Source organism: Actinomycetota bacterium (assembly GCA_035759705.1).
Classification (GTDB): domain Bacteria; phylum Actinomycetota; class CADDZG01; order JAHWKV01; family JAHWKV01; genus JAJCYE01.
Map to the genome: position 1 here is coordinate 21,069 of DASTUJ010000178.1, position 20,897 is coordinate 41,965.

The 20,897-nt window shown below is 65.8% G+C and carries 29 protein-coding genes and 1 tRNA gene; 19 read left to right on the forward strand and 11 right to left on the reverse strand.

Going from position 1 to position 20,897, the window contains the following annotated elements:
- Positions 1–59: 59 nt before the first annotated feature.
- The gene (locus VFV09_12395; protein ID HEU4868512.1) at positions 60–443 is read left to right on the forward strand and encodes a PPOX class F420-dependent oxidoreductase; all 384 of its coding nucleotides are present in this window, start codon (positions 60–62) and stop codon (positions 441–443) included.
- Here VFV09_12395 and VFV09_12400 read toward each other — a convergent pair.
- On the reverse strand, positions 440–874 hold the full coding sequence (locus tag VFV09_12400) for a nitroreductase family deazaflavin-dependent oxidoreductase (GenBank protein ID HEU4868513.1): 435 nt from the start codon (positions 872–874) through the stop codon (positions 440–442). The two genes, VFV09_12395 and VFV09_12400, sit on opposite strands and share 4 nt — an antisense overlap.
- A 44-nt stretch (positions 875–918) precedes the next feature.
- Here VFV09_12400 and VFV09_12405 point away from each other — a divergent pair, with 44 nt between their 5' ends.
- Together VFV09_12405 and VFV09_12410 are read left to right on the forward strand one after the other, a co-directional pair.
- A complete protein-coding gene (locus VFV09_12405; protein HEU4868514.1) occupies positions 919–1,677 on the forward strand; it encodes a DUF5995 family protein in 759 nt (252 codons plus the stop codon).
- Between the two features lie 35 nt (positions 1,678–1,712).
- Positions 1,713–2,810: a WD40 repeat domain-containing protein gene (locus VFV09_12410; protein ID HEU4868515.1), complete on the forward strand. Its 1,098-nt coding sequence runs from the start codon at positions 1,713–1,715 to the stop codon at positions 2,808–2,810.
- On the opposite strand, the gene VFV09_12415 is transcribed toward VFV09_12410, so the two are convergent.
- Positions 2,803–3,180: a TraR/DksA C4-type zinc finger protein gene (locus VFV09_12415; GenBank protein HEU4868516.1), complete on the reverse strand. Its 378-nt coding sequence runs from the start codon at positions 3,178–3,180 to the stop codon at positions 2,803–2,805. The two genes, VFV09_12410 and VFV09_12415, sit on opposite strands and share 8 nt — an antisense overlap.
- Positions 3,181–3,285: 105 nt before the next feature.
- Between VFV09_12415 and cutA the strand changes: the two genes are divergently transcribed.
- On the forward strand, positions 3,286–3,609 hold the full coding sequence (gene cutA / locus VFV09_12420) for a divalent-cation tolerance protein CutA (GenBank protein ID HEU4868517.1): 324 nt from the start codon (positions 3,286–3,288) through the stop codon (positions 3,607–3,609).
- On the opposite strand, the gene VFV09_12425 is transcribed toward cutA, so the two are convergent.
- Positions 3,610–3,936: a plasmid stabilization protein gene (locus VFV09_12425; GenBank protein ID HEU4868518.1), complete on the reverse strand. Its 327-nt coding sequence runs from the start codon at positions 3,934–3,936 to the stop codon at positions 3,610–3,612. It abuts the gene before it with no gap.
- Positions 3,937–4,080: 144 nt separating this feature from the next.
- On the opposite strand from VFV09_12425, the gene VFV09_12430 reads away from it, so the two are divergent.
- Complete coding sequence (locus VFV09_12430) at positions 4,081–5,010, forward strand: dienelactone hydrolase family protein (GenBank protein ID HEU4868519.1); 930 nt, start codon at positions 4,081–4,083, stop codon at positions 5,008–5,010.
- On the opposite strand, the gene VFV09_12435 is transcribed toward VFV09_12430, so the two are convergent.
- On the reverse strand, positions 5,011–5,421 hold the full coding sequence (locus tag VFV09_12435; protein ID HEU4868520.1) for a nuclear transport factor 2 family protein: 411 nt from the start codon (positions 5,419–5,421) through the stop codon (positions 5,011–5,013).
- Positions 5,422–5,580: 159 nt separating this feature from the next.
- On the opposite strand from VFV09_12435, the gene VFV09_12440 reads away from it, so the two are divergent.
- From VFV09_12440 to VFV09_12455, 4 genes are all read left to right on the forward strand, one after another.
- Positions 5,581–6,252, forward strand: coding sequence for a response regulator transcription factor (locus VFV09_12440; protein HEU4868521.1), 672 nt, complete (start codon positions 5,581–5,583; stop codon positions 6,250–6,252).
- Entirely contained in the window at positions 6,249–7,628 is a 1,380-nt protein-coding gene (locus tag VFV09_12445; protein ID HEU4868522.1) for a HAMP domain-containing sensor histidine kinase, read from the forward strand. The genes VFV09_12440 and VFV09_12445 overlap by 4 nt, the downstream gene beginning before the upstream one ends.
- Positions 7,629–7,743: 115 nt before the next feature.
- Entirely contained in the window at positions 7,744–8,031 is a 288-nt protein-coding gene (locus tag VFV09_12450) for an SHOCT domain-containing protein (protein ID HEU4868523.1), read from the forward strand.
- Positions 8,028–8,738 (forward strand): YceI family protein, encoded by a 711-nt coding sequence (locus VFV09_12455; protein HEU4868524.1) that lies wholly within the window; start codon positions 8,028–8,030, stop codon positions 8,736–8,738. Before VFV09_12450 ends, VFV09_12455 begins: the two co-directional genes overlap by 4 nt.
- A gap of 71 nt (positions 8,739–8,809) precedes the next feature.
- Here the strand turns inward: VFV09_12455 and VFV09_12460 are convergent, their stop codons facing one another.
- Complete coding sequence (locus VFV09_12460) at positions 8,810–9,541, reverse strand: hypothetical protein (protein ID HEU4868525.1); 732 nt, start codon at positions 9,539–9,541, stop codon at positions 8,810–8,812.
- Between the two features lie 79 nt (positions 9,542–9,620).
- Between VFV09_12460 and VFV09_12465 the strand changes: the two genes are divergently transcribed.
- Positions 9,621–10,118, forward strand: a complete 498-nt coding sequence (locus VFV09_12465; GenBank protein ID HEU4868526.1) for a cupredoxin domain-containing protein — start codon at positions 9,621–9,623, stop codon at positions 10,116–10,118.
- A gap of 7 nt (positions 10,119–10,125) precedes the next feature.
- Here VFV09_12465 and VFV09_12470 read toward each other — a convergent pair whose 3' ends face one another.
- On the reverse strand, positions 10,126–10,482 hold the full coding sequence (locus VFV09_12470; protein ID HEU4868527.1) for a VOC family protein: 357 nt from the start codon (positions 10,480–10,482) through the stop codon (positions 10,126–10,128).
- Between the two features lie 67 nt (positions 10,483–10,549).
- Here VFV09_12470 and VFV09_12475 point away from each other — a divergent pair, with 67 nt between their 5' ends.
- The gene (locus tag VFV09_12475) at positions 10,550–11,125 is read left to right on the forward strand and encodes a pyridoxamine 5'-phosphate oxidase family protein (protein HEU4868528.1); all 576 of its coding nucleotides are present in this window, start codon (positions 10,550–10,552) and stop codon (positions 11,123–11,125) included.
- A gap of 29 nt (positions 11,126–11,154) precedes the next feature.
- The gene (locus VFV09_12480) at positions 11,155–11,601 is read left to right on the forward strand and encodes a TspO/MBR family protein (protein HEU4868529.1); all 447 of its coding nucleotides are present in this window, start codon (positions 11,155–11,157) and stop codon (positions 11,599–11,601) included.
- Here VFV09_12480 and VFV09_12485 read toward each other — a convergent pair.
- A complete protein-coding gene (locus VFV09_12485; GenBank protein HEU4868530.1) occupies positions 11,598–12,164 on the reverse strand; it encodes a hypothetical protein in 567 nt (188 codons plus the stop codon). The two genes, VFV09_12480 and VFV09_12485, sit on opposite strands and share 4 nt — an antisense overlap.
- Positions 12,165–12,273: 109 nt before the next feature.
- Here VFV09_12485 and VFV09_12490 point away from each other — a divergent pair, with 109 nt between their 5' ends.
- Positions 12,274–14,013, forward strand: coding sequence for a hypothetical protein (locus VFV09_12490; protein HEU4868531.1), 1,740 nt, complete (start codon positions 12,274–12,276; stop codon positions 14,011–14,013).
- A 5-nt stretch (positions 14,014–14,018) separates the two neighbouring features.
- Here VFV09_12490 and VFV09_12495 read toward each other — a convergent pair whose 3' ends face one another.
- Positions 14,019–14,771, reverse strand: a complete 753-nt coding sequence (locus VFV09_12495; protein HEU4868532.1) for a methyltransferase domain-containing protein — start codon at positions 14,769–14,771, stop codon at positions 14,019–14,021.
- Between the two features lie 38 nt (positions 14,772–14,809).
- On the opposite strand from VFV09_12495, the gene VFV09_12500 reads away from it, so the two are divergent.
- The gene (locus VFV09_12500; protein ID HEU4868533.1) at positions 14,810–15,562 is read left to right on the forward strand and encodes a glycosyltransferase family 2 protein; all 753 of its coding nucleotides are present in this window, start codon (positions 14,810–14,812) and stop codon (positions 15,560–15,562) included.
- Positions 15,563–15,579: 17 nt separating this feature from the next.
- Here VFV09_12500 and VFV09_12505 read toward each other — a convergent pair.
- Positions 15,580–15,652: transfer RNA gene (locus VFV09_12505), tRNA-Arg, on the reverse strand.
- 362 nt (positions 15,653–16,014) lie between these two features.
- On the opposite strand from VFV09_12505, the gene VFV09_12510 reads away from it, so the two are divergent.
- From VFV09_12510 to VFV09_12520, 3 genes are all read left to right on the forward strand, one after another.
- On the forward strand, positions 16,015–16,236 hold the full coding sequence (locus tag VFV09_12510; GenBank protein ID HEU4868534.1) for a hypothetical protein: 222 nt from the start codon (positions 16,015–16,017) through the stop codon (positions 16,234–16,236).
- 92 nt (positions 16,237–16,328) lie between these two features.
- Positions 16,329–17,711: a cytochrome P450 gene (locus tag VFV09_12515; GenBank protein ID HEU4868535.1), complete on the forward strand. Its 1,383-nt coding sequence runs from the start codon at positions 16,329–16,331 to the stop codon at positions 17,709–17,711.
- A 41-nt stretch (positions 17,712–17,752) separates the two neighbouring features.
- Positions 17,753–18,022, forward strand: a complete 270-nt coding sequence (locus tag VFV09_12520) for a rhodanese-like domain-containing protein (protein HEU4868536.1) — start codon at positions 17,753–17,755, stop codon at positions 18,020–18,022.
- Here VFV09_12520 and VFV09_12525 read toward each other — a convergent pair.
- Positions 18,000–18,653: a hypothetical protein gene (locus VFV09_12525; GenBank protein ID HEU4868537.1), complete on the reverse strand. Its 654-nt coding sequence runs from the start codon at positions 18,651–18,653 to the stop codon at positions 18,000–18,002. The genes VFV09_12520 and VFV09_12525 overlap by 23 nt on opposite strands.
- 73 nt (positions 18,654–18,726) lie before the next feature.
- Between VFV09_12525 and VFV09_12530 the strand changes: the two genes are divergently transcribed.
- A complete protein-coding gene (locus VFV09_12530; GenBank protein ID HEU4868538.1) occupies positions 18,727–19,416 on the forward strand; it encodes a CPBP family intramembrane glutamic endopeptidase in 690 nt (229 codons plus the stop codon).
- Here VFV09_12530 and VFV09_12535 read toward each other — a convergent pair.
- Complete coding sequence (locus tag VFV09_12535) at positions 19,413–19,913, reverse strand: hypothetical protein (GenBank protein HEU4868539.1); 501 nt, start codon at positions 19,911–19,913, stop codon at positions 19,413–19,415. The genes VFV09_12530 and VFV09_12535 overlap by 4 nt on opposite strands.
- A gap of 245 nt (positions 19,914–20,158) precedes the next feature.
- Between VFV09_12535 and VFV09_12540 the strand changes: the two genes are divergently transcribed.
- Positions 20,159–20,869 carry a hypothetical protein gene (locus VFV09_12540; GenBank protein ID HEU4868540.1) on the forward strand — a complete coding sequence of 237 codons (711 nt, stop codon included), beginning with the start codon at positions 20,159–20,161 and terminating at the stop codon, positions 20,867–20,869.
- Positions 20,870–20,897: the final 28 nt, after the last annotated feature.

The window sequence follows — 20,897 nt, forward strand, 5'->3', positions numbered from 1 at the left end:
GTGAGCTAGACGTAATCTGGGGTACAACAGCTACAAGAACCTAAGGAGGCCAACAGGTGTTGAGCGACGAGCAGAAAAAGTTCTTCCGAAAGCCGAACTTCGGCCACCTCGCCACCCTCGAGCCGGACGGCTCACCCCAGGTAACACCGGTCTGGATCGACGTCGACGGCGACTTCATCCTCATCAACACCGCCAAGGGGCGCAAGAAGGTCCGTAACGTCGAGCGGGACCCCCGGGTATCGGTCGAGGTCGTGGAGCAGGAAAACCCGTACAGCATGCTGAGCGTCAAGGGCAAGGTGGTCGACATCACCTCCGACGGGGCGGATGCTCACATCGACGCCATGGCGAAGAAGTACCTGGGCCAGGACTCCTACCCGTTTCGCCAGCCGGGCGAAGAGCGCCTGATCATGAGGATCCAGCCTGAGAAGGTAATCGCACCCTAGAGCTGCGGGGTGAGGATGACCACCGGGATCTCCCGGTCGGTCTTCTTCTCGTACCCGGCGTAACCCTTGAAGACCGCAACGAACATCGGAAACATTCGCTCGCGTTCTTCGGGTGAGGCCTTGCGGGCGTTGACCGCCAGTCGCTGGCTGCCCGCCTGGATCTCGGCCACCGGGTTCGCCTTGAGGTTCAGCCACCAGGACGGGAAGTAGTCGTTGCCTGCGTTGGAGGCGGCGAGCAGGTAGTCGTCCCCGTCCTTGACGTATCCCAGGGGTTTGGTCCGCTGTTTCCCCGACTTGCGTCCGGTGGTGGTCAGCAGCAGCACCGGCATCTTCCCGATGTGCCCGGCCACCCGTCCCCCGCTGGCCTTGTATAGGGCGACATGCAGCGCCGTAACCACCTTGGAGACCGAGTTGTACGCAGTCCGGTTCATGTTTGTACCGAGAATTGTAGTGCCGGACCTGCGCGAGGGGTAGGTTGAAAACCGGCGAACCGGGAGACGGGAGGCGGGCCATCAGCACCCCCAACGACGTACTGAAGGACCTTCTGAAGCAGCCGAAGGTCAAGACCACCGACCAGGTGGTGGCCCGGATGCGGCTCATAGACCAGACCCTGCCCACCCGGGACGGAGTCGCCTGGTTCAACAAGCTCTACCTCAAGACAACCGAGAACGTCCTGGCCGCCGTCGGGGAGGGATTCTTCAAGTACCCCGAGCTGATGTCCCACCTGGACATTGTTTTCGCCAACCTGTACTTCCAGGCGCTTCACGACAGCCTGCACAAACCGGACGGCATCCCGCGGGCGTGGCGCCCCCTCTTCTCGGAGCGGTCCCGCCGGGGCATCGCCCCCATCCAGTTTGCGATCGCCGGCATGAACGCCCACATCAACCGGGACCTGGCGATTGCGGTTGTTCAAAGCTGCAAGGACATGAAGATGAGGCCAGACGCCCGGGTGAAGAAGGACTACGACCTGGTCAACCCGATCCTGCAGAGCACCCAGGACGAGATCAAGGTCTGGTTTGCAACCGGGTTCGTCGGGGTGCTCGACGAGATCTTCGGCCGGCTGGACGACGTTATGGCGAACTGGAGCATCGGCCGGGCCCGGGACGCCGGCTGGGTCAACAGCGTCCTGCTCTGGGAGATCCGGGACAAACGGCTGCTGAGGTCTGCGTTTCTGCAGAACATGGACCACACGGTGGGCTTTGCCGGCAGGGGGCTGCTGATCCCCACGGCCTGACGGGCTTAGGTTCGACCGTAGCTACACTGAATCCGGTGAAACTCCGGCGGCCGGCCAGCGGCCTTCTTGCGTGCCTGATGGTCGTGCTGGCGGCCTGCACACCGCAGCCCGGATCCGGCCCTGCGGATCCCGGCCCCGCCGTCGACTTCTCCATGTTCCAGACCCCCGAGAAGCTCGGCACCGGTCTGGTGGGCGGTGCGACACCCGACGGCGAAGCCCTGTACATCGAGGAGCCCGACCCGGCGTTCCCCGCTCCAGCCTGCGAGGGCCAGCCCGGCTCCGTGATGTTCCGCCGGCCGCTGGACGGCTCGGAGCGAACCGTGGTCGGGAACGGCACCGACCCGCTGCGCGGGCGTTTGGTGCGGGGCGGATCCGGCGACCGGGTTGCATTGATCGCCTCCTGCGAGTCCTTCTTCACCGACCTCACCATCGCCGAGGAGGCCGAGGATGGGACCCTGTCGAAGATCCAGAAGGTCCAACCGGTCGTACCCGACGGCTTCCTGCTCAACCCTTCGACCGTCGCCTGGGCCCGGGACGGCAAACGGCTGCTGGCGGCAATCCAGGACATCGACGCCCCCGACGGCGACCCGGCCCAGGTCGTCTCGATCGACCCGGCGTCCGGCAAGGTCACCAGCCTCTTCGAAGCCGAACAGGGAACGGGCGTGTTCAACGTCGGCCAGATGCAAAACGGCAACTACGTGGTGGCCACCAACCTGGTGGTGTCGTTCCGGGACCGCGACGGGGACGTCGTGGCCGGCTTCCAGGGCCACGACTTTCAGATCTCGCCGGACCGGAGGCGGATGGTGGTCTTCGGACGGACCATCCGGCTCGCCACCCAGGGCGGGGACAAAGCGCCCGTGATCGTGCCGGAGAAGGAGGGCCTGGAGGTCTCCTCCGCCGGCTGGTCACCGGACGGGGAGGCGGTTGCCTTCAAGCGCTATTCGGTCGAGACCGGCCAGGTGGAGATCAACGTGCTGACCCCGGACGACCGGGAAGTGACGAACATCGTGACCGGCGACGAGTACGACCGTCCGGTCTTCACCGGCGACGGCAAGGCCCTGGCGTTCAACCTGTACACCGGCGATCCCGACTACCTCACCGAGGTGTACGTGGCGAGGTTCGAACCTAGCTAGGTCCGGTGGACTGACGCTCGACCTTCGCCTGGTCGGCGATGCAGAACCGGGCGGCCGGGCGAGCCTTCAGGCGTTCGTCGGGGATCTTCTTGCCGCACATCTCGCAGGTGCCGTAGGTGCCGGCATCGAGGCGTGCCAGGGCGTGCTCCACGTCGGCGAGCTGCCCCTCGACGGAGATGCGGATGGAGTCGGCTTTCTCCCTCTCGAAGGTAGCCGTGCCGAGGTCGCCGGTGTGCTGGTCGACCGAGCTCAGCTCCTGGTAGCTCTGGGTCTCGGACTCGTCCAGGGTCTCCAGCTCCGCTGTGTTCTTGACGTCCTCGAGCCGGGATCGCTCCGCTTCTAGGAGCTTGCGGGCGGTGGAGTCGTTCATTTGGGGTCCTTCCGTTTTCGGTAGGAGGGGTTATGCCCGATCCTGGGAAGAGCAATCCTGAGGGATGAATAGTCTTTCAACAACAGGCGGCGAAACGGAGCGGATGTGAACCAGACCTACCTGCAGGTGACGACCACCACCGAGTCACAAACCCATGCCCAGGAGCTGGCGCGGGCGATAGTCGAGGCGAGGCTTGCGGCCTGTGTCCAGGTCATGGGGCCGATCCAGAGCACCTACTGGTGGAAGGACGAGATCGAGATAGGCCAGGAGTGGTTGTGCCTGATGAAAACAACCGGTGACCGTTACCCGGCACTTGAAGCGTTCATCAAGGAGAAGCACAGCTACGAGACGCCCGAGATTGTGGCTTCCGAGGTGACGCTGGGGAGCGACGAGTACCTGGAGTGGATCGGCAAGGAAGCCGGGCCCTAGCTACTGGCGCTTTTTCCGGTCGACCTCCCGCTGAAGCTCCTGCTTGTTCATGTCGGAGCGTCCATGGATCCCGAGCCTCTTGGCGTCGGCGTAAAGCTGCTCGAGTGTCCGCGTTTTGCGGGAACGGGATCCCGGGGGGCGGGCCGAGAGGTCGTACTTGGACGGCTTGGAAGTTGACTTCGCCTCTCCGGTAATCACCCGGACCTTGTTGACGGTGCGCGCAGCGATCTCGGCCGCCTTGCGGTCGGTTGCTCCTCGCTCCAGAAGGCTCTCCTTGATGTGCTCGAACTGGCGCTCGCGCTTGTCGCTCCACCCGTTGACCGGCATAAACCCTCCTGAGGTGTCTCCGCCGCTAGTTCTACCTGTTTTCGCCGCTTCCTAAGGAATTTTTCAGGTACGGGTGTAAGGGTAGGTCGAAACCGGCCCGGAGTGTGGCAGGACGCCCCCCCGGCCCTAGCAAGGAGGCGGTGGATGCAGCAAACGGAGCACGAGAAGTACCTCGTCGAAGAAGTAGGAATCGACTACGCCGACGGCCTGATCAGCCGCCGGGAGGCACTCCGCCGGTTGGGCATGATGGGCGTAGGGGCGATGGCCGCATCAAGCCTGCTGGCTGCGTGCGCGGACGATGCCGCGGAAAGCCCGAGGGCAACTGCCTCGGCATCCGCTTCGGCGACGGCCAGCGCTTCGGCGACCGCAACCACCTCCGACCCTACCGCCGGAGCACTCCCCAGCGAGGACATCACCTTCCCCGGCCCGAACGGAAACGTCTTCGGCGCCTACGCGGCAGCGAGCGACCCCAAAGGCGCCGTGCTCGTCATCCACGAGAACCGCGGCCTCAAGGACCACTTCAAGAACGTCGCCGGCCGCCTGGCGCGGGACGGCTACTCCGCATTGGCGATCGACCTGCTCTCCGAGGAAGGCGGCACCGCGGCCCTCAACGACGACGCCAAGGCCATGGCGGCCTTGGGCGCTGCGTCCCCGGCCCGTTTTGTCGCCGACATGAAGGCCGGTCTCGACGAGCTGGAGAAGCGCAACGCAGACGCCAAGTTGGGCATCATGGGCTTTTGTTTCGGCGGCGGGCAGGTGTGGGCCATGCTGCAGGACGGCGACGAGAGGCTTGCCGCCGCCGCCCCCTTCTACGGCACCCCTCCCGAAAACCCGGACTTCTCCAAGTCAAACGCCGCGGTCCTTGCGGTCTACGCCGCCCTGGACACCCGCGTCGGAGCAACCCGCGCCGCGGCGGAGGCAGCCGTGAAGGAGGCGGAGCTGGAGAACAAGTTCCTCGAGTACGAGGGCGCCGACCACGCGTTCTTCAACGACACCGGCCAGCGGTACAACGCCGACGCTGCGACCAAGGTCTACAAGGAGCTCATCGACTGGTTCGGGCAGCACCTGGCCTAGCTACACCCCGGGCCCGGGAGTGGCGTCTGGGTCACGGCCCTCCTGCATGTAGAACTCGTGGAACTCTGCGCATCGCCCATCCGGGCTGAAGCGCATCAGGTAGGCGTTGTGGTACATGCGCTCCGGCGCTTCGGGGGTCGGCGGGTAGCGGCTCCAGCCGACGGCCACGGCGCGGTCGCCCTCCACGGCGTACGGCTCGTAGCGCGCCTCCCACGCGTCCGGATCGTCCGGCTCCTCGAGCCAACTGGCGACGATTGCATCCCGGCCGCGAACGGTGTGCTCATCGCTGTCCCACGGCCGGTAGCCGTAGACCGCGTCCTCGGTGAACAGCTCCCCGATGGGACCGGGCTCGTTCGCGCGCCACGCCGCTACGTATCGGTCCAGCCAGTCCTGCACGGAAGACCTGTCCATGGCCCGAATGCTACCTAAGCACGGGCCCCGCACGTTTCACCCTCTTAACCCCCCTCTCAGTTCAGGCTCACCTGTTTCTCAGGCAGCCCTCGCTTAATTGAGCGGGGGCCCGGGCCCTTAAATGCAGTGATCTTGGCGGGATGCCAAGCTAAGAGGGCAATGCGAATACTGGTTGTCGATGACGAGCCTGCTGTGCGCGACGCGGTTCAGCGCGCCCTCAAGCTCGAGAGCTACCAGGTGGAGACCGCCGGAGACGGGGCCGAGGCCCTCAAGTCCCTCGCGGTCTCCTCGCCCGACCTGATGATCCTCGACCTGCTTATGCCCCGGGTCGACGGGCTGGAGGTGTGCCGGCGACTCCGAGCCGCAGGAGACTCCACCCCGGTCCTCATGCTCACCGCCCGCGACTCGGTCGCCAACCGGGTGGAGGGCCTGGACGCCGGCGCCGACGACTACCTGGTCAAACCTTTTGCGCTCGACGAGCTGCTCGCCCGGGTGCGGGCGCTGCTTCGGCGCAGCTCACCCGAGGGCCAGGAGATGCTGAAGTTCTCAGACCTTTCGATGGACTCGGTGTCCCGGGAGGTCAAGCGGGGCGGGCGGCCGATTGAGCTGACCCGGACCGAATTTCTGCTTCTCGAACTGTTCCTCAACAACCCCCGCCGGGTACTAACCAGAGAGATCATTCTGGACCGGGTGTGGGGCTTCGACTTCGGGCCGGAGTCGAACTCGCTGGAGGTCTACATCGGCTACCTGCGCAAGAAGATGGAGGCCGAGGGTGAGCCCCGGCTGATCCACACCATTCGTGGAGTGGGCTACGTACTAAGAGAACAATGAGCTTTAGAAACCGCCTGATCCTCTCTGCCGCCCTGGCGGTGGCAATCGCCGTGGCCCTCTCCTCGGTAATCGTCTACTTCGCGGTCCGCCGCCAGCTGCTGGACCAGGTGGACACCACCCTTTTCCAGCGGGCCGAGTACCTGCAGAGCATCCAGGGCTCCCACTACGTCCGGCCGCCGCTCGGCGCGGCCGCCGGCTACGCTCAGGTGGTAACCGCACGAGGCGGCGTCGTTCGAGACACCGACGAGTCGATCACGATCCCCGCCACGCAGGAAGCCCGGCAGGTCGCCGCCGGGCAGCGGGAGACTTTCTTCAGCGATATGAGCGTCGGCGGGACCCGGGTCCGTGTGATCACCGCACCGCTTACCGAGGGTCTGGCCGTTATGGTCGTCCGGCCGCTCGACGAGGTCGACCTGATCCTCAAACGCCTCGGGCTGCTCCTCAGCCTCATCGCGGCAAGCGGCGTCGCCCTGGCCGCAGGACTGGGGCGGATGGTCGCCCAGGCAGCCCTCGTCCCGGTCCAGCGCCTGACCGAAGGGGCAGAGCGGGTCGCCGCAGAGGGAAGCCCGTCGCACCGTATCGACGTGGGGGGGAACGACGAGATCGGGCGCCTGGCCAACAGCTTCAACTCGATGCTGGAGGCCCTGGACGAGTCGCAGAAGTCCCAGCGGCAGCTGGTAGCCGACGCATCCCACGAGCTGCGGACCCCGTTGACCAGCCTGAGAACCAACATCGAGGTGCTCGCCCGGGCGGACGAGCTGCCCGAGGAGGAGCACCAGGAGCTGCTCAGCGACCTCAAGGTCCAGATCCAGGAGTTCACCGTGCTGGTGGGAGACCTGGTCGACCTTGCCCGGGGCGACGAGCCGGAGGCCGGTGAGGAGGAGATCAGGCTTGACCACCTGGTGGAAAGGGCGGTCCAGCGAATCCGCACCCACTGGACCCAGGTGCAGTTCACCACCGACCTCAAACCCGGCCTGGTCCGGGGAGCTCCCTCCCGGCTGGACCGCGCGGTCGCCAACCTGCTGGACAACGCCGGGAAGTGGAGCCCGCCCGGCAGCGTGGTCGAGGTCCGGGTCCAGGGCGGCGAGGTCACAGTTCGGGACCACGGCCCCGGGATCGACGAAGCCGACCTCCCGCACATCTTCGACCGCTTCTACCGGGCCTCCGAGGCTCGGGCGATGCCCGGCTCGGGGCTCGGGCTTTCGATTGTCCGGCGGGTGGTCCAGGCGCACGGGGGCACGGTGTCGGCCGAAAACGCCGAGGGCGGCGGCTCGGTGTTCCGGTTGAGCCTTCCGGCGCTGCCTTTTTCGCCTCCGCCCGAGCCCAAAACAGTCCCGGAAGCCGGCCCCGGGAAGCCTGCGCTGGCCGGCGAATAACCCCGCTTTTCCATTCTCACTTGGTTCTTAACCGGACCTCAGAGAGCTTTCACACTGAATCGTTTACCTAAGGGCAGGCTGCATTCGACAGCCGCTTTTCAGGAGGATTTCAATCATGCGTGGATATCCCCAGCACCATTTCGGCGGACCCAGATTTTTCGGCGGCGGCTTCGGGATGTTGTGCGCGCTGATCATCATCGGCCTTCTCGTCTACCTCGTGGTTCAGTCGAGGCGTGATCGGGACGACCGCCGGACGGTGGTCACCACCAGCAGCCCCGCCGTCCCGGGTGTCCCGCCCGCGACTCCGGGTCTCCTGACGCCCGCCGAGGTGATCCGCATGCGCTACGCCCGCGGTGAGATCACCCGCGAGGAGTTCGAGACCATGCGCCAGGATCTTGGGTGAGGTTGTCCAAAGGCAAGGCTCTGGCGGGCAGCCTGGTTCTGGTCTCGGTAGCGGGAATCGGCGCGGCCTACCTGGTCTTTTTCACCCCGGACGCCCGGGCGCCGGTTTCCCTCACCGACCCGGACGACCAGACCCACGCGTCGGCTCGCTTCCCGAATGTCGACGCGGCGGGGCGCTGGGTGATCCGTGAGGGGTCCGAGGCGGGGTACCGGGTGAAGGAGAAGCTGGCCCGCATGCCTGCGGCAAGCGACGCGGTCGGCAGGACCACCGGGCTCACCGGCGGCTTCACGGTTTCCGGAAGAGACGGCGGCTACTCGATCTCGAGCATCGCAGTTGACGTCGACATGAGCCGCCTGACCAGCGACAGCCCCCGGCGGGACGAGACCCTGCGCCGCAGGGGACTGGAGACCGAGCGCTTCCCGACGGCCAGCTTTCGAAGCCCGGGACCGATGGATCTGCCGAACAACCTCGGCTCCGGCGACCCGATCGAGTTCCTGCTGGACGGTGCGCTCACAATTCACGGCGTGACCCGCCAGGTGTCGATACCGGTTCGGGCCCAGCTCGCCTCCGAAACGCTGGAGGTGGTCGGCTCCTTGAGGATGCACATGGCCGACTTCGGCATCGAGGCCCCCAACGTGGCCAACATCGTCTCGGTGGAGCCGACCGGCACCATGGAGTTCAAGCTGCTGCTGGAAAAGGCGGCCTGACGCCGGATTCAAGTGTCCCCTGGGTTCGTTTCCTCCCCCCTTAACGAACCCAGGGGGAAGTACCAGGCAACTCAGTCGGAGGCCGGCTCCAAGGGCTCCAGGTCCTCGTCGTCGACCGGGCGATCCGACCGGCGGATCACGAACGCAGTCCCCAGCATCCAGAACACCAGCATCCAGGGCTGGGCCTGACTCAATACGAAGAACAGGCTGCCCAGGAACGCCGACAACGGTCCGACAACCTCGGGGGGCGGAAGCACGCCCAGGACGGCGCCGATCAGGGCGAAGTTGGCAAGGAGCCCGGAGAAGGCGCCGCTCCTGCGGATGGCCATGCCGAACCCGAGCAACAGAGGGACGGACCCGGGGACGAGGAGAGTTACCGCCACCGCCCAGAGGATCGCCAGGCCGGCGACCATCTCGGAGGAAAAGCCGTCCCGGTGGACCAGCCCGACCATACCCAGCTGCAGAAGGCTGACGACAAGAACCAGGACTGCGTAGACCACCGTCCCCGCCAGCCCGACGATCGCCCAGGCGCGAGCATCCTCGTGGCCGGCGTCGCACAGGCGCCTCCACATACCGGCACCGAAGACGATCAGGCAGATCGCCGCCAGTCCGTAGAGGTAGGACGACACCGACTGGAAGGTGCTCTGGCCGAGGAAGTATTCGGCGATCTCGCCCGCCGGTGCCTCGAACGGCGAAGGCACTCCGCCCTTGACGTTGCCGAACCGCGCAGCGAAATGGGCGAACAGGACCGCGCCGAGGCCGGCCAGAGGAACCGATTTGTTGAAAGAGATCTGTCTGCTCATGCAGGCTTTCCGCAGGTAGGAGGTCAACCTCTACAATAAGCCCCTGCGACATCTGCCGGTCACCAGGGGGAGGATCCACATGGCTCGCTACACCCGACTTCTCAGCATCTTTGCGGTACTGGTTCTGTTTGCTTCAGCTTGCGGCGGCAACGGGGACGACGACGGCGACGCCGGCACCGAGGGGACCGGATCCGGGTCCGCCACCGGCACCGAAGCGGCGGATGGCACGCCCACCCCGATCGTCGAGGAGACCATGGCACTTTCCGGCGGCGAGACCGCCAACTTCCACGACGAGGCGGACGTAACCGGCGAGGACAGCATCGAGCTGGAGCTGGACGACAACTACTTCGAGCCGACCGTCATGACCGGCCAGGCCGGGCAGGAGATCACGCTGGAGCTGTTCAACGAGGGCGGCAACATCCACAACTTCTCCGTCACCGAACAAAACGTGTCGGAGGACCTCGAAGAGGGCGGCAAACAAGAGGTCGAGGTCAAGTTCCCCGAGTCCGGTGCTCTCAAGTTCTTCTGCAAGTACCACCAGGAGCTAGGCATGCGCGGCGAGCTGAAGGTCTCCTGAGCCGGGCTTAGTCGGGCAGCTTGAAGTGGGGGTTCTCGATAACCCCGACCACGTCTTCGGTCGGACTGAGAACCGTCGCCACCCTGATCCCTTCGCCCACCTCGAAGATGTCGGTCCGGGGTTGTGCTCCGCCGCCCATGAGGGTTCCGAGCGCCTGCTCGATGTTCCGAACGCCCCAGTAGGAGACGGCCCCGGCTTCTACGTCGGCTTCGGGGTCCAGGCCCAGCTCGTATCCGCCTACGTTGAAGCCGACGTAGAAGGGCTCGTCGAAGTACGGCTGCATTCCGAGGACGCTGCTCCACCACTCCTTGGCGGCTTCCAGGTCGGGGGCGGGGTATATGACGGTTCTAAGGCCCTGAAACATTTGAGCTACCTCCAGAAATCGGGCCGAAGGGCCACGTGTACGCCCCGAGAAAGCTAGGCTGAAGCACATGGTAAGTCAGGGTGGAGGTTGGGAACCACCGGGAGCCGGCAGCGGTTGGGGGCCGGCGGGCGTTGCGGCGCCCCGTCCGGACAAGCCGGTCTCCAGCAAGCGCCCGTACATGCCCGGCTACGGGGTCAAGGGTCCCGAGGAGGGCGGCGGCCTGCTTCCCTGGGCCTGGGCCGAGGGCAGGCTGACCCGCAGCCACGACTACTGGCTGGCGTCGGTGCGGCCGGACGGCCGGCCCCACGTCATGCCGGTGTGGGGCGCCTGGAACCAGGGCTCCTTCTGGTTCAGCGGGAGCGGCAAATCCCGCAAGATTCTCAACCTCCGGGACAACCCCGCCTGCAGCGTCACCACCGACGACGCCCAGGAGCCGGTGGTAGTCGAGGGGACGGCCGAGATTGTCGACAACCGGGCGCTGCTGGCCATCTTCCTAAACCGGATCAACATGAAGTACCAGACCAACTACACGCTGGACTTCCTCGATCCCGAGGTGAACGCCTGCGTGAAGGTGAAGCCGGCCCGGGTCTTCGGGCTGGAGCAGGAGAACTTCACCGGCTCGCCCACGCGTTGGGACTTCTAGCTACGGGACATCGGACCAGAAGCGGGCTCATGGCCGCTCTGTTCATCGCGGCCGCGCAGACGGCCGGACTGATCGGCATCCCTTTCACCACGGTCGGCCCCTGGTACAACAACCTCGAGAAGGCGCCCTTCAACCCGCCTTCCTGGGTGTTCGGCCCCGTCTGGACTCTTCTCTACCTGATGATCGGGTACGCCGGGTGGCGCGCCTGGCTGGCGGAGCCTTCCCGGAGCCGCACGCTCGCCCTTCGTGGTTGGTGGACGCAGCTGGCGCTGAACGCCTCCTGGACTCCGGTCTTCTTCGGACTTCAGCAGCCGGAGGCCGGGCTGGTGGTGCTGCTGCTGGTCGTGGTGGCGGTCGCCGCAACCTGGTGGCACCTGCGGAAGGCAGCCGCGACGGCCGGGATGCTGTTCGTGCCCTATCTCGGGTGGGTCCTGTTTGCGACCGCCCTAAACGCCTGGATAGTCTTCGCCAACTAAGGCAGGTACTGCTCCTCGATCGCAGTGATACGCCCTCCGGCTACCGTGAGCCAGAACGGCACCGCCAGACGGTCTACCGTCTTCAGGTAGGCGTCCATCTCCTGCAGAGTTGCGTCGTTCAGGTCGGCGTTGGAGTCCTGAGCCAGCTTCACCAGCTTCACCGTCGCCTCCGGCGCAAGCGTTCCGGTCCGCAGCTTCTTGTTGGCATTGACGATGTAGTAGTCGTTCGGGAGGTCGCTCTCACCCGGGTTGTCCCGTTTGAAGGCGTCGACCGCCTCCTGCCCGGAGAGGATCTGGATCACGTCGATGGTCGCCTTGCGCTCCGGGACGCTGAGCTCGGTGAGGTACGCCGGGTGGCGGCCGTCCGCCAGGTCCAGTAGGCCGGCCGCGATCGACTCGGCGGGTAACGGGGTGGTGGAGGCATCCGGCGTCGGGGTCGCAGGCCCGGAGGTGCCGGTTGGGGTCGGGGACTCCAGGACCACCGGGTCGTCGTTCGAACACGCCGAAAACACGACCAGTAGAAGCACGGCAGCAAGCACCCTTACTGACCGAAATCGCGTCATGGGCAGAGCCTAGATCGTAGGCGTGCTTTTCACCACTGGCGCACCACTGCGCCGGAGCCGGACTGTAGGATCGGTCCGCCTCTGCCCATAACCCCTACACAGGATCTGGATGCCCAGGGAAACCGCAGACGAACCGAGCCGCCGGGGGGTGCTGCCGGCCCTCTCTCGCCTCGTCGCATCTCCGATCTTCTGCTACCTCAGCGTCCTGGCAATCCAGCTGAGGGTGGTGTGGGAGTTCTGGTCCGGACGCGATCTCCCGTACGGCGACACGTCCGGGTACTTCACGGTCGCTCAGGTCTGGGCAGACTCGCTAAAAAACGCCTTCTTCTGGTCGCCGCTCTACACGGCGTACTACGGAACGGTCCTGAAATTCGCCGGTGACCCGGTGGTGGCCACGCTGGTCCACCGCATGATCGTCGTCTTCGCCGTCACCGTCCTGGTGACGGCGGTAGCCCGCCGACTGCTCCCGGCGAGCGCCGCCTGGCTCGTGGCCGTGTGGTGGGCAGTTCTGCCCATCAACTACGACACCCTCTACGAGGTACATCTCTTCTCGTTCATCCCCGTACTTGCCGCAGTCCTGCTGGTGGCTTCGAACCCGACCCACGGCCGCAGGGCGGCGGCTCTTGCGATCTTCGGCGCTTCAACGTTGCTCGTGCGCAACGAGATGATCTTCGCTACCGCAGTCTTCGGGATTTTCTGCCTCTGGGCTCTTTTGCGGGAGGCGCGCCGCAGCGGAGGCGGCGGGGGATTCCTGCGGCTTCTTCGCCCCTATCTGGCCGGCGCAGCAGTGGCGGCGCTGGTCGTGGCGTTCTTTTACACCCGGTCGACCGTTCAGCTCCCCCAGCTCGCAGATATCTTCCGTGAACGAGCCAGGGTGAACTTCTGCCAGGCCTACGCCTTCAGCTACAAGCAGAGAAACCCGGAGTGGCCGGGCAACCCCTTCACCGACTGCGGCGGGTTGATGGCATCCACCTTCCACTCCGGCGACGAGAGCTCGTCCGGCCCGGGATTCACCGAGAGCGTTCGCCGCAACCCCGACGCGGTGCTGGATTACGTCATGTGGAACGCGGCTCTCGTGCCCAACGGCATCCAGCTGGCGTTGTTCAACGGGACCTCCCGCAGCCAAAACCCCGACTACGTGACGGTGCCTCTCAACCAGACGCTCCCATGGATCCTGTCGGTCGTTTGTTTGTTGATGCTTCTCGGGGGCGCCTGGGCGTACCTCGGGGATCGCCGGTTCTGGAGGGACTGGATCGGTGATCGGCGGTGGCCGCTGCTCGCATTGGCGTCACCGGCGATCGGGGTGGTTGTCGTGATGATCCAGCAGAGGCCGCGGCCCAGCTACATGTTCTCGTTCACCCTGCTCCTGATGATCCTCGTCGGGTTCTCGGCGTTCACGTTCCTTCGGGTGTTCCGCTCGAGCGATCTCCTGGCCGCCGCAGTACCGCTGGTCGTCCTGGCGGTTCTTGTCCTCGCCCCGACGCCCTATACGGAGGGCTCGCGGCCCCTGCAGGAAAGATACGAAAGCCTCGAACCTCGTTTAGAGGAACTGAGCGTCACCGGTACATCCGTGCCGGGCTACCGGGAAGATCTGTGCCGGTACCTGTCCGTCTCCAACTGCAAGATCGTCGACTACTGGACCGCCGTGCGCCCGCTTGCGGTGGCAGGGGGTGACCTCGATGCAGTCCTAGCGCAGCTGGACATCGGACTCTTCTACGCCGACGAAGCCGTCTTGAACGATCCCATCGCCGCCGAAATAGTCGGTGGAGCCAACCCGGAGTGGAGGCGCACGGAAGGAACCACCGGGCCGGCGCTGTTCGAACGGGTATCGAGCGGGCCGCAGAATTGAGCTCGCTACCGGCTGCAGACTGCCATCAAATCCAGGCCGGCTTCCGGGCGGTCCGACCGAAGTTCGAAATCGGAGGTCGTGAACTCCGACCCCGGACTCCCCTCGCGAATGCGGGAGCGGGTCAGCTTGTAGTCGTAGAGGATCTGCCGGACCCGACGGGGAAGGATTTTGCGAAGACGGAGCGGATCCTTCCTGAGCAGGGACCTCAGCTGCCGGCGTTCGTCGTCGAAGAAATCCATGTACCGGGGGGAGCCGAAGAGCGCGTATATCTGGACCCGGCGATAGTGCTCCCGGCAAACGGCTTCCAGCTCGAGGGGGTCGTACTCCCGGTAGTGGTAGGGGTCGATGATCTCATCGGGCATCCCGAACGTCAGGCGGTTGGGCGTGACGAAGACGGCGACGCCGTCCGGCCGGAGCACTCGCACCGATTCCGCAAGCAGGGGCTCGGGGTCCGGGATGTGCTCGATCGAGTGGATGGAGAGCACGGAGGAGAATCGATCGCCGGCAAACGGCAGATTGCGCATGTCTGCCGCAACGCACGGTCCGGCCAGGGCTCCGAGGGGCTCGGGCTCGAGATCCAACCCGACCACCCGTCGGGGCGCGAGCAGCACGTGAGCGTGGCCCGTGCCGCAACCGATGTCCAGCACCGTTCCCCCGTCGAGGAACTGTGCCGCGAGCGAGTAGCAGGCGGCGTGCCTCTGCCAGCTGGCGTTGAACCCCCCGCTGGACGTGACGATACGTTCGCCGGTTACCCTCAAAACCGCCTCACCGTACCTTCCGAAGGACGGTCTGCAGCTTGAGTTCCCGGCACGAGTCGCCCCTGGTCATGGTGGTCATGCCAGCCTATAACGCTGCAGGGACGCTGGTTTCCACCCATCAGACAATCCCCGCATCCTGCGTCGACGAGGTGCTGCTCGTTGACGACGGCAGCTCGGACGAAACGGTCGACATCGCACGGACGCTGCCCCTCAAGATCATCGCCCTTCCCCACAACGTCGGCTACGGCGGGAACCAGAAGGTCTGTTACCTCGAAGCCCTGCGCCTGGGAGCCGATGTCGTGGTCATGCTGCACCCGGACGGCCAGTACGACGCAGCCGTCATTCCCGACCTGATAGCCCCGATACTCGCCGGGAACGCCGACCTGGTGCTCGGGAGCCGGATGCTTCAGCCGGGCCAGGCGAGGAAAGGCGGAATGCCGCTGTACCGCTTCGTCGCCAACAAGCTGCTGACTGCGGCGGAGAACCTGGCCCTCGGAACTTCGGCCAGCGAGTTGCACACCGGCTACCGCGCCTACTCCCGGCGGTTCCTGGAGCTGGTGCCCTTCCTCAGAAACTCGAACAACTTCGTTTTCGACTCCCAGATGATCGCCCAGTCGGTCGCCTTCTCCCAGCGGCTGGTGGAGGTGCCGATCCGGACCCGGTACCACCCGGAAGCTTCTTCGACCTCCCTGAAGGCCAACCTGGAGTACGGGTTGGCAACCCTTCTCACCATGGTGCGCTGGCGCCTACACAAGGCCGGCATCCTTAAGTGCAAGCTCTTCCGGCGCTAGCTTTCGATCGACAGAGGCGCCCCCGAGACGAATCGAACGTCCGACACCAGGTTTAGGAAACCTGTGCTCTATCCACTGAGCTACGAGGGCTTGGGTGCAACAAACCATCCTACCCAAGGCTGGCGGTCCGAAGAGAGTATCCAGCGTTTCAGGCGCCTCACAGCACTCCCAGGGTGGTATCGAGCCGACCGGCAGGTGGGAGAGCCGGGTCGGCCACCGGCCCGCGGGGCTTTACCGAGTGAAGGCGGGGTTTCTGGACTTAAGAAGCGGTAGCACGGCGGTTACCGTCAATTAGCCTCACGGTTACGGCGACGAAACCTGCTGTCCCTACTGTGGTTACCAGGAGCACCCACAAAAGGCCTTCAAATAGCAGCACGGGGGACCCGCCTGGAGGGTCCCCCGCAGTACCCCAAGCCGGCCGGCTTTGTTCGTTCGATCCCCTGGAGGTGCAGATGGAAACCAATGGAATCACGACCGCAGAGCTCGAAGCCGCCCTCGGCGGCCTCTACACCGCTCCCAAAGATCCCGACGCACCGGACTTCGCGGATGAGCCGGATCCGACACCGGTCGACGAGTTGCCGCTCCCGGCGACCGCACGCCGTTTCACTGTCGCCGACATGGAAGCGACGCTCGGTGACATGTACACCGCCCCCTCCCTGGAGGAGGCCGCCTAGAACAAAGCTTCGATCCCGCAGGAAAGGCCCGGCCCCTGGGAGCCGGGCCTTTTTTGTGTGGGAGTATTGCTTCAGCGCAAATCGGAGAGTTCATGGCGATAACCGAGTCCAGCACAGCAACCGAGGCCCCCGGCCCCAAGGGGCTTCCCCTGGTGGGGTCCGCGATCGATCTGCTCCGCGACTTCCTGAACACCACTCTCGACGGCCGCCGTGAGTTCGGCGACGTCGTTCGCTACGTGGCCGGCCCGCCCGGACCGATGAGGGTGGTCGCCTACGGCATCGCCCACCCGGATGGGATCCAGCACGTGCTCGCCTCCGGTGCCGAGAACTACTCCAAGCAGGATGCCGCCTACAACGAACTCCGCGCCCTCGTGGGCAACGGGCTGCTGACCAGCGAAGGAGAGACCTGGCGCCGGCAGAAGCGACTCGTCCAGCCTCTGTTCACGCACTCGCGGGTTGCCGGGTACGTCGAGATGATGTCGGAGGAGAGCGCCGGGCTCATCGAACGGTGGAACGAGATGCGCAACAAGGACGGCACGGTGGACCTCCATTCCGAGATGACCCGGTTCAGCCTGCGGGTGGTCTGCCGGGCGCTCTTCGGCACCGACGTGGACCGCATCATCCCGGTGCTCAAGGACAACGTCCCGTACCTCAGCCGGAAGGCCTTCACGCGAAGCCTGTCTCCGGTCCACATCCCCCACCACTGGCCGACACCGGGCAACCGCCACGTCGACCGGGCGGCGAACGAGATCTACGACGTGGTCGACCAGCTGATCGCCGATCGCAGGGCTACGCCCAGCGGGTCCGAGGACCTGCTCAGCCTGTTGTTGAACGCCCAGGACCCGGAGGGCGGGCAGGGCCTGTCGGATGCCGAGGTCCGGGATCAGGCCCTGATCTTCCTGCTGGCCGGACATGAGACCACCGCAACCTCTCTGACCTTCACCCTTCACCTTCTCGGACTCCACCCCGAGGCTCAGCAAAAGGTTCGCGACGAGGCAATCGCCGTGCTGGGCGACCGCCTGCCCGACCACGCCGACACCTCGAAGCTGACCTACTCGACCATGGCCATCAAGGAGGCGATGCGGTTGTACCCGGCGGTTTACGTGATCCCCCGTCTGGTGGTGAACGATGACGTCGTCGGCGGCTACCGCCTCCCCGCCGGCTCGGTGGCTGCGCTCAGCGCCTGGGTGACGCACCGGCACCCGGACTTCTGGGACGACCCGGAGCTGTTCGACCCGGAGAGGTTCACGCCGGACAAGGAAAAATCCCGGCACCGCTACGCATATTTCCCCTTCGGCGGCGGGCCCCGGGCCTGCATCGGCCAGTACTTCTCGATGCTGGAGTCAATAGTCATGACCCCGGTCCTCGTGAGGGCGTTCCAGTTCACCTCCCCGCCGGGCGACGTAAAACTGTTCAACGGCATTACGCTCAGGCCGCACCAGGCGATGCCCTGCCGAATAGACCCGGCCCGATAAGTCCCATCGACGCCCTCACCGCCTCCAGGCAGCTGGACCAGATGTTGATAATCGACGTGCGGGAGGCCTACGAGGTGGAGGAGGGGCACCTGCCGGGGGCGGTCCACATTCCGATAGGCCAGCTCAGCCACCGCATGTACGACCTGGACCGGTCCCGGCCGATTCTGCTGGTTTGCGAGACCGGGCAGCGCAGCGGCTCCGGCGAGGAGATCCTGAAGGACTCGGGGTTCGACGCCCACAACCTCGACGGCGGGATGTGGGGTTGGAGGCTTAGAAACCTCCCGGTGGTCATTCCGCAGGATCCGGGGTAGCCTCCGCAGGGAAGCGGCTGCCTTCCGCGACGGCAGCAAATGACGGCTCGAAGTCGGTGAGAACGGCGTCCCGGAACTCCGCTCCGTCCCCCGGGGAGCAGGTGCCCTCTTCCTGGGCCTCGGCAGAGACAAGGTGCACCCGGCCGCTTTCGACCGCCCAGTACTTCACGTAACGCTCGACGGTACGGCCGTCGCCGTCCACCACCGAGTACCCGCTGCGCCTTCCTTCGCTCCCCCCGACCTCAGCATCCGATGGTTTTTCGGTCTTCACCTCGAACTCGGGAGGGCATGTTCCTTCCCGGTCCTCGGTGAAGGTGCGGTTGTCGTCCTCGATCAGAGCGTCGACGGTGGCGCCGGGGGACACCGGGAAATTGAGGTACTCCACCAACCCCACCGCATCTCCCGCCCGGGAGACACAGAGGAAGGGCGCGTCGCCGGGGCACCCCTGCACGCTGAACCCGCCGGCCAGAGCGACGGGCTCGGCAGGACGAGCGGACCAGTCGATCGTCACGGTGGGCACCGGCGAACGGGTCGCCTGTGAGGTGGGTGATTGGCTCGGCTCCGGCGAGCTGCTGCCTCCGCAGGACGCCAGAAATAGAACCGAAATTACTGCTGCCGTGCGACGGATCAAGCTGACCTCCTTCGATCTGGGTGTGCCCGGCCGGGCAGAACCTTATAACCGAGTGTTGCCCGAAACTGAAGGGGTGACTTTTCTGGCGCTGGCCGCCGTGCTCGCGGCATACAACAACGGCCTGAACCGGTGGCCGCCCTTCCACGGCCGGCTCTACGTCCCGCTGAACCTGGCGCTTACGGCTGCGGTGACCCTGGTGGGCGTCACCCTGGGCGGCCTCGACCGTGAGGACCTTGGACTGGGGCCCGGGCAGGGCGGCGGCGCGGCGATCGGACTGGCTCTGGGGGTGGCGGCGTCCGTTCCGCTGTTTCTGGCCGTACTCAGCAGAAGGGCCGCCGAGCGGGTCGCGGACGAAAGGTTCGCCGGCGTCGGCCGGGCCGGCCTCGCCTACCGGACGCTGCTGCGGATACCGCTGGGGACGGCGCTGCCCGAGGAGCTGATCTTCCGGGGCGTGTTGTTCGGGCTGCTGGTTCAAGGAGGCGAACTCCAGGCGGCGCTCTGGTCCAGCGTGGTATTCGGCCTGTGGCACCTCGCCCCGGCCTACAACCGGATGGAGGAGAACGGCGGGATTGCAGGCGCCAGCCGGTACGCCGTGGCCGGGAAGCTGGCGGCTGCGGTTGTGGCGACCGGCGCCGCCGGCCTGACCTTCACCTGGCTGAGGGTGGCGACCGGCGGCATTGTTGCGCCGTTCGTGCTGCACGCCGCCGCGAACTCCCTGGGCATGATTGCCGCCCACCTCGCCAGCCGGCGGTCGGGTGCCTAGCCCTCGGGGCAGTGCTCCTGGACGAACTTTTCGATGTTGGCCGCCGCGGTTCTGACCTCCTCGGTGTCCAGCTTCGCCAGAGACTCCTCCATCCTCTGCAGCTGCTCAGGGGTGATGCTCGCGATGGCGGACGGGTTGGTGAAGTCGAGGTCCCCGGCTCCTTCGGCGAAAGTGCGGTAGGCGTTGCCGAGGGTCCTGAAGTCGTCCGAGACCTCGTTGGGCACCTTGTCGGCGACGCTTTCCATGAACTCTGCAATCTTCGTGAAGCTGGACGGGCTCAACGGCTGGTCGGGGTCGGGGGAAAAGCCGGCGAACGAGTTCGCATACTCCAGGCAGTCGGCGTCGGCGATCGCCCTCGCCTGCGGCGATTCCTCGGCTTCGGTGGCCCGAGCGCTGGGGGTCGACTCGCCTTTGGAATCGGAGCCGCCGCCGCAGGCCGGCGCCAGAAGCCCAACCGCAAGGAGCAGCACGCACAATCGAACCCATTTACCTGTCATGGACTTCCTCTCAACGTCGATTGTCTGATTCTTCCCTATTGCGCGGTTCAGGTCTTTTCCGGAGCCCCACCGGGGAGTAAAATCGAACCAACGGCGCGTCCCGCGCCCGACCCCTATCCGGAGCCCACGCGCCGGCTCGTGGGGTAAAGGGGGCTTCGAGCTCTCGGGATTGGTCAGCGATGCCCTTGTCCAGCGGGGCGGCGGGAGCGTGGGTCTCGAAGCTTCGTTGGGGACGGGAGCACGAGATGACCAAGCAGAAGACCTTCAAGCGCCGGGTGCGCACCCGCATGGAAAAGACCTCCGAAAGCTACACCGCCGCCAGGCGCCAGCTTTTGGCGCATTCGGAACGGCAGGCGGAACCCCAACCGGCGGCAGGCCCGGAAACGCCTGCGGGCACGTCCTCGACCGGAGTCTCAGAGAACCGGGTCTCCGCCGAGGTGGTCGCCGCAAAGACCGGCCGGGACTGGGACTCGTGGTTCGCCCTGCTCGACGCATGGGGCGCACAGGGGCGCAAGCACTCGGAGATCGCGGGCTGGCTCACCGGAGAACAAGGTGTGGCCGGTTGGTGGGCGCAGAGCATCACGGTTTCCTACGAACAGGCAAGAGGCCTGCGGGTGCCCGGCCAGGGCCGGGACGGCGCCTACTCGGTCAGCGCCAGCAAGACCGTGAACGTGCCGGTCGAATCGTTGTTCCGGGCGGTGGACGACGCCGAGATGCGTTCACGGTGGCTGCCGCAGGACCTCCTGGAGATCACCACCTCGTCGCCCCACAAGTCGATCCGGGGCAGGTGGGACGGGGGCGACGGCCGGGTCGCCATCGGGTTCGTCGCCAAGGCAGAGGGCAAGAGCCAGATCGCACTGGCCCACGAAAAGCTGGCCGACCCCGGGTCGGCCCGCCGGATGAAGGCCTTCTGGGCGGAGCGCCTCAACGAGCTCAAGCGGCTGCTTGAAAGTTGAGCCGGGAGGCGGCCGGCGCCCTTTCGGC